This is a genomic window from Weissella fangxianensis, assembly GCF_024718545.1.
GTDB lineage: Bacteria > Bacillota > Bacilli > Lactobacillales > Lactobacillaceae > Weissella > Weissella fangxianensis.
Window position 1 is genome coordinate 25777 of the sequence record NZ_JAMXDB010000002.1, and the last position, 15630, is coordinate 41406.

Consider the following 15630-nt stretch of genomic DNA (forward strand, 5'->3'; position numbering starts at 1 on the left):
CCAATATGTTTTTTATAATAATCAGCATTTTTTCGGACGTTCGTGTTTTAACATATTATTGCCAACTAATATCTTGCCGCTGCTGATCAATCGTTGCATATAACGCTAATTCATTAATTTCAGGCTTATCAAAAACGGGCAACATCTCTGCAAACGTATGCGGTAATTTAAACTGGCCACTCAATAATGCCTCACGGGTCGTCCAGAATATTTCTCCTTCACGTCCAGTTTGAATCTCACCTTGATATTGATCAGTCTTATATAAAAAGACGATATAGCGTGCCCCATCTGCTAATGGCCATTCTTTGATACCAACCATTTTAGGTGATGCAATTGTTAAACCGGTCTCTTCGTAGGCTTCTCGATAAACTGACTGCGTGACCGTTTCACCCTCCTCTACATGTCCGCCCGGAAAAGTAACTCCTGGCCACGTCGGATTCCGTCGATTTTCGACTAAAATTTCGTGCGTTTGCGAATTTTCAATCATAATCATATTAGTTAATTCAATTGCTGTATATCTAGCCATAATGACTCCTTATTATTCTTGAAACAAATAATCCTCCGTCACTTATTATCAAATAACAAGCGCTACGGAGGATTGACAATCTATTTAATTTTTAAAAATCAGTTTAACCCTTGAAGACCCACTCGTTGCCGTCTTTTGCTAACAACTCATCAGCCGCAACTGGTCCCATTGAACCTGAAACATAGTTAGGGAATGATTCTTTCTTAGCATCCCAAGCAGCTTGAATGGCATCAACGAACTTCCAAGCAGTTCCCACACCGTTCCAGTCAGCGAAGTTTGATCCATCACCATTCATGGCATCGTGAATCATGCGCTCGTATGGCTCAGGTGTCACGGCCTTATCTTCATCAGAAACTTGCCAATCTAGGTCAATCATACGCGTTGCAAACGCTGAAGTAATATCCTTAGCATTAATCTTAAATTCAATACCACCCTTAGGATCAATCAAAATTGATAATACTGGGTTATCTAATGAAACACCTTCACCAAAGATATTCAAACCTTTCTTAAAGACAATATCGACACGTGTTGCCTTCGCAGCTAAACGCTTACCTGAACGAATATAGAATGGTACACCTTCCCAACGGGGCATATCAAATTGTAGTTTACCAGCAACATACGTATTATTTTGTGAATCTGCTGGTACATCCATCTCATCCAAGTATTTCTTTTGTGAACCATCTGCCGATTCACCATACTGGCCACGCACAAAGTTAGCCGCAACTTCCTCAGGTGTGTTATAAATCTTCAAAGAATCAAAGGCTGCATTCTTAGCTGCCCGAATTTCTTTATCATTGAATGATGCTGGCTTTTCCATAGCTAACCAGCCAATCACTTGCATCGTGTGATTTTGAATCATATCACGCAAAGCACCAGCTGTATCATAGTATCCAGCTCGTTCTTCAACACCCAAAACTTCTGACAAAGTCACTTGAATGTTTTCGATGTAGTCCTTGTTCCAAGCCGCATCAAATAGTGGGTTACCAAAACGAACTGCTGCAATATTTTGCACCATTTCTTTACCAAGATAGTGATCGATACGGTAAATTTGGTTTTCATCAAAAGCTTCTGACAATTCGTTTTGCAATTCTTCAGCTGTCTCATATGAAGAACCAAATGGCTTTTCAATCATCAAACGGTTAAATTCACCATTTTCAGTTAGCAAATTCTCTGACTTCAAATACTTAGCAACTGTACCAAAGAACCGAGGTGCAACTGACATGTAGAAAATACGGTTGCCCTTCAAATCATACTTAGCATCCAATTCATTATTCAATGCAAGTATATCAGCGTAGCCAGCTTTATCCGTAATATCTAAACGAATGTAATAAAAGTGTGAAACAAACTCTTCAGCATTCGCCTGATCTTCAGTAAAATCAGCGATTGATGTGCGAACTAGCTCACGGAATTCATCTGTCGTTAAATCCTGACGAGCAGTTCCAATAATCGCAAAATGTTCTTGTAAGAAACCTTTCTTAAAAAGGTTATAGGTAGATGGATATAACTTACGCTTAGCTAAGTCTCCAGTCCCACCAAAAAACGTCAACAATGTTGTAATTTCTTTAGGCACGATGAATGCTCCTTTACTAGTGAGTTCTTAAAACAATTATTAAATAAGTACATCATTACTTTCATCAACAATTATAAACTTTTTTTCACAAGTTTTCTATAACAATGTAAATCGCTTACAATTTTAGACTTCCCCAAAAAATCGAGTCGCCTTGATGGCATTACGCCAACCTTGACGTAAGTGCTGGCGCTGTTTTTCAGGCAAGTTTGGTTTAAATTGACGACCAGCTTGGACATAATGTTGTAAGTCCGATAGATCCTGCCAATATCCAACTGCTATCCCAGCCAAAAAGGCTGCCCCAAGTGGCGTAGCGTCCTCATCTAAGGAACGTTCAATATCAACATGCGCAATATCCGACTGAAATTGCATTAAGTATGGATTACGTGAAACTGAACCATCCGCTTTCATTGTTGCTAATTCATAGCCTGAATCTTTCTTCATGGTTGATAAAATATCCGCTGTTTGATAAGCAATCGATTGCAAAGTTGCCTTCACAAAATCAGCTTTGTTTGTTCCCCGTGTCATACCAAAGACAGTCCCACGTGCATTTGGATCCCAATAAGGTGCTCCCAAACCATTAAATGCGGGAATCACATAAATTTCATTATGATTATCTGATTCTTCAGCCAACGACCAGGCATCTAGTTGCGTTTCAATCATTCCTAAACGATCATGTAGCCATTGAATAGCTGTTCCAGCTGAAAAAATAGATCCTTCTAAGGCGTAGACGGGTTGATCATCGATTTTATAAGCAATGGTCGTAACCAGACGATTATTAGACATCACAGGTTCATTACCGGTGTTCATAATCATAAATGCTCCAGCACCATAGGTATTTTTGACCATACCCTTTTCAAGTGCCAGTTGACCAACCATCGAAGCATTTTGATCACCAATAACACTAGCAATTGGGACTTGACCACCGAAAAATGACATTGGACTCGTGTGACCAATCACTTCACTGCTGTTATGGACCTCAGGCAGCATACTTAATGGAATGTTGAACATCTTTAATAATTCGTCATCCCATTCTTGAGTATGGATATTGTACAACATTGTTCGGGCAGCATTCGTCGCATCAGTCGCATGAACTGCACCATCGGTCAGCTGCCACGTTAACCATGTATCAACAGTTCCAAAAACTAAGTCCCCATTTTCGGCTGCTGCCTGAGCGCCAGGAACATTGTCCAAAATCCAACGAATTTTTGTTGCTGAAAAGTACGCACTAACTGGCAGACCGGTTTTTTGACGAATCAATTCTGTCTTTTCAGCATCATCAGCAATACTTTGAGCAATATCCTGCGATTGTGTCGATGACCAACTAATGGCATTATAAATTGGCTGTCCCGTTTGACGATGCCATATAATCGTCGTTTCACGTTGGTTTGCAATTCCCAACGCCTTAATCTCATCCCCTCGAATACCAGCATTGATTAACGCATCCGCAACTGCTGTCTGAGTGGCATGCCAAATATCTAACGGCCGTTGTTCTAGCCAACCGGTCCTTGGAATCACCGGCGTCATTGGAATAGCAACTGATGTCACACGCCGAGCATTATGATTGAAAACAATCGCTCGCGTACCGGTTGTTCCTTGATCAATTGCTAAAATATATTCTGGTTTCTTAATCGCCATTTTTATTCCCCAATAATTCTATCTAGATTTGAAACTCATCTTCATTAAGTATACCAATTCCCATAGATTATGCTAAACTTTTCTAGGAGTCAAAACAAATAGACACACTTTTTAGGTGCATGATACCACATATAAGAGTCACCTTAAAATGATATCGTGTCACAATTTCCATTTATATCAGTTCACACATTCACGGAGGATTTATGATAAGTCGTCGTCACCAGACGGCGATGTGCTCAAACCACAGCACGTCGAAATTAAAGCCATCATTTTATACATTACAACGTTTTTCCAATCCACAGGTGCTTCATTGATTTGGCCAATCACGACGCTCTATATGCATAATGTCTTACATCAAAGTATGACTATATCAGGCGTAGTTGTGATGGGGCTTTCAGTAACCATGATGCTCGGTAATTGGTTAGGTGGGCGTCTCTTTGATCGCTGGAGTCCCTATAAAGCCATGACCCTCTCGGTCGGCGTCGCCTTAGCGATTCTAATCATGCTAACTTTTTGGCACAGTTGGCCAGTTTTTGCATTATTTATGTTATTAATTGGTTTCGCAGATGGTCTTATTTACACTTTAGTAAATGCCTACGCAACAACCATCCAATCCATAGATACGAGAAAGGTGTTTAATTTCCAATACCTATTTATGAATGTCGGTGTCGTTGCCGGTACCGCAATCGTCGGTTTTCTATTCGATTACGGAGTTAAATACGTGTTTGGTAGCGCCGCTATCATGTACACCGTATTTTTTATACTCGTCATTAAGTACTTTAATATTAAAGGGTTAGCCAAGCAAAGCGCCCAAGCAGCTGCTCGGGCTGCAAAAAGCACCTTCAAAACGCCCACTATCATCTATGCCATTTTAGGATTAGCTTTCGCCTTCTATATGTCATATATGTTATGGGAAACTGTCATCGCAATGCATATGACCGACCTTGGTATGACAACCAAAGATTATTCATTCTTGTGGACCTTAAATGGTATCATCATTATTTTTGGCCAAGGATTACTGAACCGAATTATTGACCGTTTACCACTACGCCTAACTGTTTTAGGTGGCTCAACTTTATTTGCGTTATCATTCCTAGTATTGATTCAGGCAAAAACATATCCCATGTTTATTGTTAGTTTTATCATTTTGACTATTGGAGAAATTTTTGCCAGTCCACAGATTCCTGCCTGGGTCGACAAATTAAGTGATCCAACTGCTAAAGGCCACGCTCAAGGGTTGTTAACTATGTTTGTTTCATTAGGACGTGCAATCGGTCCGCTTTATGGTGGTTTATTGATCGATGGTGGGTCATACAAGTTACTCTTTGCATCCGTATTTATTCTAATGATGTTCTTCGTCGCTTTAACTTTAATATTAAATATGCGTCATCTAAAAAAGTAATCTAAATTAAATAAAGGGTTGGGACATGTTGTCCCAACCCTTTTATGTTTAATTTTTACAGCATAAACATGTTAAAAAGTCTGCTTAAACGCCTTATAACCGAATTAATTTTTCGGCATTAATAGCATAAATAAATCGTTTAGGCATTGGTAAGCCCATCGCAACTAGCGCTTGTGCATAGATATTTAATTGTCCAGCATATCGCTTAGTCAAAACATCTGTTGCCGACCTCTGTGAAACATGATCTGTTTTATAATCAAACAACCAAATCTCGTCGTCAACTTGGAAATACCCATCAATAATTCCGTGTACTAACACTTTGTCGTCACCATCAAATGCGCGGTATAGCCGCTTTGCATCTAACAACAGTGAAAACGGTACTTCTCGTTGTAACGTATCAGCATGTCGAACCATTTGCTTACCAAGTGGTGAATCAGTAAAGAACCGTGCGATTTTATCAATCGAAATTAACGGTGCAATTTTATCGTCAATTAATTGTTCAATAACTAGTTCTTGGATAAGTGCCTTGATTGTTGCCGATGTTGGCAAACCGGCCATTAAATCTAGCCGTTGCATAACCAAATGAGTCGCCGTTCCAATTGCAGCTGAAGACAATCGTGTCGCTGATTCTTGCATAAAGTCCGGCGCTGGTAACTCTTCATCAGTCAGCCGTAGTCCCGCCAAATCATCCGTTACCAACCGGCGATCGATCAACTGACGTCCCTCAGTTAAATCAGGGTCTTCAAATAGTCGTTTAATTTCTGATACCGACTGATAAGCGGTGGCACGCGTCGCTGTTTCATAAGGATATTGAAACTGGAGGACTGGTTGCCAATCAGTATTTTCAGTTACCGTTTGCGCGATATCTACCGTATCTTGTTCTTCATCAACCATTGGTTGGTAGTTTGCTACTCGTGTCACCAAATCTTGTGTATTCACAACTTCCACGTCATATTCAAAGGCATTTTTAGGCGCTTTGGCTCGGATATCATCAAACTGCATCACGTCATGCTCATCATAAGCGCGCAATGGCGCCAAACGTTCTGGTGCTTGGGGATGGCGAATCAACGTCATCCCCATCAAATCCATGAATGATTTTCCAGCGAGGCGAATCGTATCTGGTAACATCCACTCCGTTACCCCAGCACTCTGCTGCCAAGTTTGCCATAACTTATCAACACTATCATAGGCACCAACTATAAATAATTGCTGCTCAGCACGTGTCAGCGCCACATACAAAACTCGTAATTGTTCAGCATAAGCATTTTGGCGCTTTACTTGCGCAATATACTCGTGCTGTGGCGTGCTTAATTTCAAATGATGCGGTAAATCAATATAATTCATCCCACCACCAGCCTGGGCATCGAGAATAATACTGCCTTGCGTTTCTCGTTGACTAATCATGGTACGGGTTGCATTTAATAGAAAGACAACTGGGAATTCTAATCCCTTGGAATGATGAATCGTCATCAATGACACACTATTTTGTGCCACATTCGCATCGGCTTCACCTAAGTCCTTATCTTGATTCTGTAATTGAGTCACATAGTTAATAAACTGATATAACCCCACAAAACTACTCTTTTGATAAGCAGCTGCACGCTCATACAGTGCATGCAGATTTGCTTGTCGCTGAGCGCCTGAAGGTAACCCACCAACATAATCTAGCCACCCAGTTCGATTATAAATTGCCCATAACAGCGTCACAATTTGGTTTTGCACGGCCAAATCACGAAATACATCTAAATCAGCTAAAAAGCGTTGCACCTGCGCCTGTGTTTTTGTAACTAATTCAGCAGAAATATCAGGAATATCAACACGCGCTTCAGGACTTGCTAATTGTTGAACGGCCGTATAAAAATCTTCATCTGGCGTTTGTGCGCGAATCAATGCCAGACCATTCTCAGCAATGCTATACAGTGGTGAACGTAACACAGCCGCTAACGGAATATCTTGATGTGGATTATCAATCACTTGTAAGAAACTCATGATCACTGATATTTCAGTTGTCTGAAAATAATTTTCCGTGCCATCGATCATGATTGGTATGCCCATTTCACGAAAGATATCCAAGACATCCAAATTTTGGCTCTTCGTTGGCACCAAGATCGTAATATCACCATAGTTGATTGGTCGCTTCGTTGCGGCATGTCGATCAAAAATTTCAAACTTTGATTGCACCAATTCTTGAATTTTTAATGCTGTCAAACGAATCTGACCTGTCGCTTTTGTGTAAGGTGCTTCAGTAGTTGTTGCCTCAACTCCTGTGTTGCTTTCTGTATCTGCACCCACATCTTCTGGACTTGCATCATCTAAATAGAGTAACAATTCAGCTTTTTTAGGTAATTCCTCAGGATAATAATCTGCGCCAGCAACCAATTCAGCTTCACCAGTATATTCAATATCACCCAATGAACGGCTCATCGCTTGCGCAAAGATATAGTTAATAAAATTCGTCACGTTAGGTTGTGAACGGAAATTTTCCTGTAATGTAATGACGGTACTTGCTGTATCAGCTGGATAAGTTGCTAATTTACCCGCAAATAATGTCGGATCCGCTTGACGGAACTTATAAATAGATTGCTTAATATCCCCGACTTGGAATAAATTATCTCCTGCAGTAATCTCATGCAAGATTGCCTCCTGCAATTGGTTCGTATCTTGGTACTCATCGACCATAATTTCAGTATAGTGTGCACGTAATTCGGTTTTCACTTTTTCTTGGCTAACGATTTGCAAAGCAAAATGCTCTAAATCATTAAAATCCAGCACTTTGCGACGTAATTTTTCGGTCAAAAAGTCATTACTAAAATCTTTGGTTAACTGTACCAAACGTGAAATCACAGACCCAGCTCCTTTAATGGCTAATGACAACCCCACTTGGTCAAGAACAAAATACTTTTCCAATAAGTCCGTAAAGCGCTTCTTTAATGCTTCACGATCATCTTTGACTTTATCCCAAGCCGCTTTCAGCGCCGGATCATGTTTCTTTGTGAAATTTTTACGTTTACCTTGTTCATCAAGGCCCCATCCCATTAGTTCCGACTGTCGTAATATTTGGCGCATGGCATCCCAATGACTAGTTTCACTTTGGACAACTTGCAAAGCCCGTTGATAGGTTGTTTCATCCGTCTGCAAATTCAATAAACGATTCACCGCCGGGGCTTCATCCATTGTATCGGGAGCTTGTGCAACCAACCCGGATGCCTTAGCAACAATGCCTTGTAACTCCTTTAAAATTTGTGGTTTTAACTGCTCCTGATAAAACTGGCTCGTTGTGAAATCAGCTGACCCAATCTGATATAAATCCGATAGATGATCCAACCAATCAACCGTGTCGGGACGGGCAGTCGCAAAATCATATAAAGAAAAAGTTGCTTCCTGCAAAGATTTATCATCTGTACTACTCGTCGTAAATTGCGCAGCAAAAGTTGCAAAAGACTGTTGTTCATCATCGGCATATTGTTCTTCTAACAGCGTATTGTAGACTTCGAGCATCACTAAGGTACGTTCTGCATCATCCATCAGCCGAAACTGTGGATCCAAATCAATCGTGTAGTGGTATTGTTCAATCAAACGCAGCGCAAAAGCATGTAATGTTGAAATATTAGCAATATTCAACAGCCGCAATTGCTTCAAAAGATGTTGTCGTTGGTCACCAATGCTCTCAATAAGCTTGGCACGGATTTCTCCTTCTAAGCGTTCTTTCATCTCGCTTGCCGCTGCTTCGGTAAACGTCACAATCAAAAACTCATTAACATTTTCACCAGCCAATAAGCGACGCATCACACGCTCAACCAAAACACGCGTTTTTCCTGAGCCGGCTGAGGCTGATACCAGGACATTACGACCTTTCGTCTCAATGGCTGCTGATTGAGAATCAGTAAATTTCATTATTTTTGACCCTCCTCTGGTTCCTGATGATAATTCTGAATAAAACGCGTCATGGCTTCTAACGTCGCACTAACTGATAATTTTTGCAGATCGTTATACCGATTTCCCATCATGGCATCAAACATCATAATTGGTTTATATGGTGAATACATTAACCCTGTATTGGCAGCACCATCTCGGAATGGATATAACGGAAAGGCTCCGTCCAAAATTTGCTCAGCGATATCTTTAATTTTATATTCATTAAACTGCAACAAGGTTTCTAAGGTCTCATCTGAAACAACATCTGCACTTTTCTTAAACGATGAATCTTTTTTCCGATCAATTGCATAAGGTGCTACAATATCAGGCGTGCTTTCGAGCCGTGTAATATAATCCTCGTTTGTGCGTAAGACTCCCCGATAACGACCTTGATCAATCGCTTGTTTATCAGCAGCTGACTGCAGTTGTTGTAAGGAATCTCCTGTCAGATCACTCATGCTGATCCATGGATTTTGGAGTGTCCAAAATAGCGCTCCCCCCATCTCACTAGCTGGTAAAACATCTTTATTCATTAGCATAGCTGTCCAATAAGTCATTAATTGTAACTCTAATCCAGCATAAGCTTTACTATAATCAAACACACGCTTGCTTGATTTATAATCGACAATAGTTAAAAAATTACCGGCAGTAGTTTCAACCAAATCATAGCGATCAACTTTACCACGAACTTTAACGTGTCCAAACGGTATCTCATACGCAACTGGTTTTAGGTCACTTTGTGGCAGACCAAAACCGGCTTCAACACCAAGTGTATGAATACCACCATCAAGCAGTTGACCACGTTTCATGCTCGTCATGGTTTCATGAACCTGCATCGCCAGCCGTTGGGTCAAAAATTGCATCCGTGATGAACTATTGAAAATATCATATGTTGGATCATCACTGGTCAAAAGCCCTTGTAAAATATCCTGTTCTAATTTACGCAGTTGGTCATCAGTCAATGCACCGAGTACTTGTTCGTTAGTAATTAACACTTGGAAAATTTGTTCCAACATAGCATGCATCAAAGTTCCCTTTTCAGCTGGTGTTAACTGCAAAACTTGTCGTTCTTGTAGCCTCAAACCATATTGTAAGAAGAATTCATACGGATTACGTGAATAACTTTCCAAACGCGAAATCGAAGCTTTCAAATCGTGGCCAAAGAGTTTATTGACCAATGCTGGTTGTAATTTTTCTGGTTCATTTTGATAATGCAAGCTACCTAATAAACGTTGTAATTGACGTGGTGCCAATTGTTGTACTTGCTTTATCAAGTTACGCCAGGCACTACTTAAATCATTATCCGCTGTCCCAGATTGCTTAGCCTGCCGATTAGCGATTACAATTTGCGCAATCGTACTGGTAGGCGTACCAACATAATTAGCGACATGATTACTCATTGGATCAGGCAAGGCATCAAATTGGACCGGATCCAGGTTAAATTGCTTTTGCATACGTGTGACATAGGTAGATGGTTGTTGCGCACCATCCCCATCACTTGTTGCATATGTCCATATCAACCGTCGATCAGCAACCATCATTGCGCGATACATCAACAATGATTCTTGGGCCATTTGCTGTTCCGAAGTCTCTTTCAAAAAAACATTATCGGGCAGTGCTGACTGCAAAACTGCCCGATCACCATCATGTAGGATTGCCTTAATTCGCGTAACAGCTGGTAAATTATGATTCGTCGCACCGAATACAATGACCGTTTCATAGCCTGTTCGTTGCACGATTCCGCTTTCAGAAATGTGCACTTGGTCCATCGTGGATGGTACACCAGCATAATTTGCACTATCAAAGGCCGCTTTAAAAACATCTTGCAATGTTTCTAATGTCATTGCTGCCGTATCAAATACTTGGACGAAATCATCCAAAATACCAATAAACACTCGCCAAACTTGTTCAGGCTGTTGTGCAGCCCACAAATCACCTTGGGCAATCGCCTGATCACGCCAATCAAGCAACCGCTTTTGGACACCGATTTGGGTTATAAATTGATATAATTCACGGGCCATTTCACGGGCAGTTTGTGCTTGTTGTAACTGATGCAAAAACGGTGCAACCACTTCACTAATTTGATCATGAATCATCGCCAACTGCGCATCCTTACCAGCAACACGTTCCCGAGTTACTTCATCATCACTGGTCAATGCTTGACGATCATATTGCCAAGGTGTCTTATCCGTCCATTGCCAGCCAGCAACGTTTTTGGCCAACACATAATTCTCGGTTTCCGCAAGGGCTTCACGATAATCCGCTAACGAAACGTCTGCTGGTATCAGCAACTCCGTTTTTAAAAAACTCATGACATCTGTAATTGTGTATGTTGGTGCCAAATGTAGTAATTTATCCAAGAAAGCGACTAACGGATGGGCTGACATAGGACGGTCTAAGTCCATAAACATCGGAATGTCATAACGAGCAAAAACTGCTGGCACGATATTTTCATACTGACCCAAATCACGTGTCATTAATAAATAATCACGATATCGATGCTTACCAGTAGCGACTTCTTGACGAATCAAACGTGTCATCTGTTCCACTTCTTGATAACGCGTATGAGTCTGCCAAATTTCAAGTTCCCCATGGGCATCATATTGTTCGCGCACAATTCCCTGCTGCTCATACTTTATCCAAAAATCTTCAACAGCCAACATCCCCGTACTCATCTGACGCTGGGTTGCAATCGTATTTGCGACAACTGGCACTTGATGTGTAACAGCCGCATCCCGTAATTGTCGACCAAGTTGCTTAGGTCGATAAAACAAATCATTTTCAGAAATGGCTGATTCGGTCAAACTAGCCGATCCATCATCAGCAGGTAATGCAATCGTTACCCCACCAGAATACGTAATCAATGCTTCGACTAGTCCACGTTCAGGCGACGTCATTTGCGAATAACCATTGATAAAGAAGTAATGATGTGAAACATCTGTTTTTTCCGTTGCTAAATAGACTTTCAAGGCCAATAATAAATCACTACTTAAATACTGACCACGTTGGGTCAATTCAGTTTCTAACGAACGGCCAATGGTCGCTAAGTCATGCAATTTCATCTGCAACGTCTCTTGATTTGTCAGTCCATCAGCCATGGCTGTTACGTCATCCCAGGATAAACCGGACTGTTTTAACTCTAGTAATTGCGTTGTAAATTGGCCAATGAATCCCTGCTTGGTCAATAAATTACCGTATAATTGTAATTCATCTTGATGTTGTTGCAGTAGTGTCTGGACTAACATCGTCAGCCCATTTTGGGACAAATTTGCCTGCTGATAAATTGGATCATTTTGCATGTAGTACCATGCTAAACGACTTAATGAAAAGACTGAAACATTAGGCACTGAAATAGCAGCACCATGGTGACCTTCCAATGTTGCCAGCCTGGTTAAAACATTTATTTCTGTTTCAAATTTGATATGATTTGGGACAATATAAAATACTTGTGCTTGTTTATCTGTCGCTAAAACCTGTTGTATGCGCTGTAATAATGCCAATTCATGGTCAGCGCTCGAGCGACCAAATAATAATTCTAACGCCATGTGTTGCCTCCAATATCACTAGTTATTACTATATATTTTACCAGTTATCAGCTAACTTTTTTACATAGTCGTTAATATGTAAAAAACGTGCAAGAAAAAGACGTTTTGCATCCAGTATGTCACGTAAATTACGTGACAACTGGCCCAAAACGCCACTTATCAAATTATTTTTACTGACACAAACGCCAAATCGATTCTGCAAAAATTGCCATCGATCGCGTTAAATTAGCCACTGGTGTAAATTCATTGGCTTGATGGCTAGTTACCTTCACATCAGGGAATTGACCGCCAAAGGCAACACCTCTTTTCAATAACCGCGCATATGAACCACCATTAGATGTCCGTGGCGGTAAATATTGTCCAGTTTGTGCTGCATAAACCTCAGACAAGGTGCTTACTAATTCATCATCAGTTGCGACTAAGTGTGGTGGCATACCAGCTTGAACATTAGTGACCTCAGCCGCTAATTCACCCATATGTCGCTGGACCTGGGTAATGATTGCTTGCAGGTTAACCCCTTTTGGATAACGGAAATTAAGTAATATGTTTCCCTGACCGCGGTGGCTATAACGCATCACACCAATATTCAATGTTAACGCGCCCATCTTTTGATCACGGTAAGCTAATCCTAAATTCTTAGCATAAATATCTTGATGAACGGTTGTCCCCAAGAAATTCAAAAAAGCTTGTGCATCGCCACCAAATGGATATTGTTCCAAAAAATAAGCCAAATATGTGCCGGCATTTTTACCATCAGCTGGATATGCCCCGTGAGCTTGCACACCATATAATGTTAATCGAACCGTTTCATTAATTTGTTGTACATTTCCTTCTAAGAAAGGATATTGTTCCAAAAAATCAGCGAAGTCCGCCGCAATCAACATCCCCTGTGGCACATTAATTCTAGCTTTTGCTTCCCCAGGAACAACATTCGCCCGGTTACCTGATATAAATCGTTCTAAAATATAGGGACCTTCTGAAACACTTGGAAAACGTAGTTGTACGGTTTGAAAAGCTTTCTCACCATTCACGACTGCAAAGGCGCCATCCGGTGAAAAGCCCATTGTCGGTTCACCCTCTTGTGCTAGATAATGCGGCATATCACACCAACCATTTTCTTCATCCGTACCAATAATTAAACGTACCTTACGCTTCAAGACACGTCCCTGATCAGCAAGCATCTTCAATGCATAATATGCTTACGTCAAGTCGGCCTTCATATCTGCAGCACCACGCCCAAAATATAGACCATCTAAAACTTCTGGGTTAAATGGCTGACGGAGCCAACCATCGCCTGCTGGAACCACATCGATATGCGTTAAAATCCCCAACGACTCTGGCGCATCGGCTGGCCCAAATTCAATCCATGTCACCATGTTATCAACTCGTCCATAACGAAAACCATCTCGATTAGCTAATTCCTCCATTTTGGATAACGCACGAATCATATCAATCCCAAAAGGTGTTTGTGTTGTTTGCGTTTTTGAATCCAATACAGACGGAATTCGAACAATTTGATTTAAATCATTAATCAAAGCTGCCTCGTACTGCTTTGCTTGTCTTACCCACGTCATATCGTACTACCTCTAATCAAAATCTAATAGAGCCAGTTTACCGCGTTTTATAACGAGTGACAATATACCGACATTACAACTGTTCGCGTTTATGCTGATAGTAGTAGAAGACAGGTAATCCAACAAGTACCAAGGCAATTGAAATGACCGCTCCTGAAAAATCATTCATAATAGTTGAGCCAATCACAAACAACGCACCGATGATTGCCACCAATGGGGTCACTGGAAACAATGGTGTTTTAAATAAGGTTGTTGGATCAACATCTTTATCAAGTTTTTTGTGACGTAAAATAAAGACACCAAAAAAGGCTGCCGTGTAAAAAATCCAAATAGTAAAAATTGCAATATCTGATAAACGATCCACACCATTGGTATACAAGACGGCTAAAGTAATCGTCATTAACGAAACTGTTACAATCGCATTGGTTGGCTCTTGCGTTTTAGGTGTTAATCTTGATAAATATTTGGGAAATAGCCCATCAAGTGACATCGCATACGCCATTCTTGGGAAAGAAATCATTTTACCATTTAACGTACCCAGCATAGAAATAATAATCGTGACACTCAATGCACGACCCCCAAACTCACCAAAAGCTGTTCGGACCACGGCAAATGTCGCATTATTTTGTAAGGCCACAATTTGATCAGATGGCAAAGCATGATACACCCCAAACGAAACGCCAACGTAAGCAACCACAATTAAACTCACACCGCCAACAATCGACCGAGGTAAATCACGGCGCGGATTCTTCAATTCACCAGCGATATTGGCTAATAAAATCCACCCATCATAGGCAAACAAGGTTGCTAAAATCGCCATACCAAATCCGCCACCATGAGAAACAGTGTCTGAAACAGTTTGTCCTAATGCGTTGACCTTCCCAAAGAAAAGCCCATAGATAATTAAAATCGCAATTGGAATTAATTTGATTGACGTGGTAATCACTTGAAAACTAGCGGCAACGCGATTTTCGAAAAGATTGATTCCGGCAATAAAAACAATATAGCACACGGCAATCCAAGTTGCCGAACTTGTGGGTAACCCAAGAAAATTAGCCGTCAAAAAGGCTGCATATCCGGCAATTGATGCAATCACGGCTGGTGCATAAATAACTACCTGCATCCAACCAGTCAAAAATCCAGCAACTGGGCCATATAATGACTCGATATAACTATACAAGCCGCCAGTCTTGGGTAAGCGAGCACCAATTTCTGCAATCGTTAAGCCCGCTGCCAAAGTAATAATACCGCCAGTTAACCAAGCCAATAATCCTAAAGTTGACGAACCAGCCGTTTGTAAGACACCAGCTTGTTTAAAGAAGATCCCTGAACCAATAACTGTTCCAACAACTAACGATAAGCCTGACCAAATGCCCATTGATCGTTTTAATTCAACTTGCTGTGGCATAACTATTCTCCTAAGTAAAAAAAATAAACAAAAAAGCAGTCAGCCAATTTAGTAA

7 protein-coding genes and 1 pseudogene are annotated in these 15630 nt (G+C 40.8%); 1 reads left to right on the forward strand and 7 read right to left on the reverse strand.

Annotated elements, in window-relative coordinates:
• Positions 1-55: 55 nt before the first annotated feature.
• From NGR58_RS01000 to glpK, 3 genes are all read right to left on the reverse strand, one after another.
• Entirely contained in the window at positions 56-526 is a 471-nt protein-coding gene (locus tag NGR58_RS01000; RefSeq protein WP_258087871.1) for an 8-oxo-dGTP diphosphatase, read from the reverse strand.
• A 103-nt stretch (positions 527-629) separates the two neighbouring features.
• Entirely contained in the window at positions 630-2096 is a 1467-nt protein-coding gene (zwf, locus tag NGR58_RS01005) for a glucose-6-phosphate dehydrogenase (protein WP_258087872.1), read from the reverse strand.
• Between the two features lie 123 nt (positions 2097-2219).
• Positions 2220-3731 carry a glycerol kinase GlpK gene (gene glpK, locus NGR58_RS01010; RefSeq protein WP_258087873.1) on the reverse strand — a complete coding sequence of 504 codons (1512 nt, stop codon included), beginning with the start codon at positions 3729-3731 and terminating at the stop codon, positions 2220-2222.
• Between the two features lie 148 nt (positions 3732-3879).
• Between glpK and NGR58_RS01015 the strand changes: the two genes are divergently transcribed.
• Positions 3880-5133 carry an MDR family MFS transporter gene (locus tag NGR58_RS01015; protein WP_258087874.1) on the forward strand — a complete coding sequence of 418 codons (1254 nt, stop codon included), beginning with the start codon at positions 3880-3882 and terminating at the stop codon, positions 5131-5133.
• Positions 5134-5226: 93 nt separating this feature from the next.
• Here NGR58_RS01015 and addA read toward each other — a convergent pair whose 3' ends face one another.
• The 4 genes and pseudogenes from addA to NGR58_RS01035 form a co-directional block, all read right to left on the reverse strand.
• Entirely contained in the window at positions 5227-9027 is a 3801-nt protein-coding gene (gene addA / locus NGR58_RS01020) for a helicase-exonuclease AddAB subunit AddA (RefSeq protein WP_258087875.1), read from the reverse strand.
• Positions 9027-12593, reverse strand: a complete 3567-nt coding sequence (locus NGR58_RS01025) for a PD-(D/E)XK nuclease family protein (protein ID WP_258087876.1) — start codon at positions 12591-12593, stop codon at positions 9027-9029. The genes addA and NGR58_RS01025 overlap by 1 nt, the downstream gene beginning before the upstream one ends.
• Before the next feature lie 170 nt (positions 12594-12763).
• Positions 12764-14167: pseudogene (gene pepV, locus NGR58_RS01030) on the reverse strand (dipeptidase PepV).
• Positions 14168-14240: 73 nt separating this feature from the next.
• On the reverse strand, positions 14241-15575 hold the full coding sequence (locus NGR58_RS01035) for an APC family permease (protein ID WP_258087877.1): 1335 nt from the start codon (positions 15573-15575) through the stop codon (positions 14241-14243).
• Positions 15576-15630: the final 55 nt, after the last annotated feature.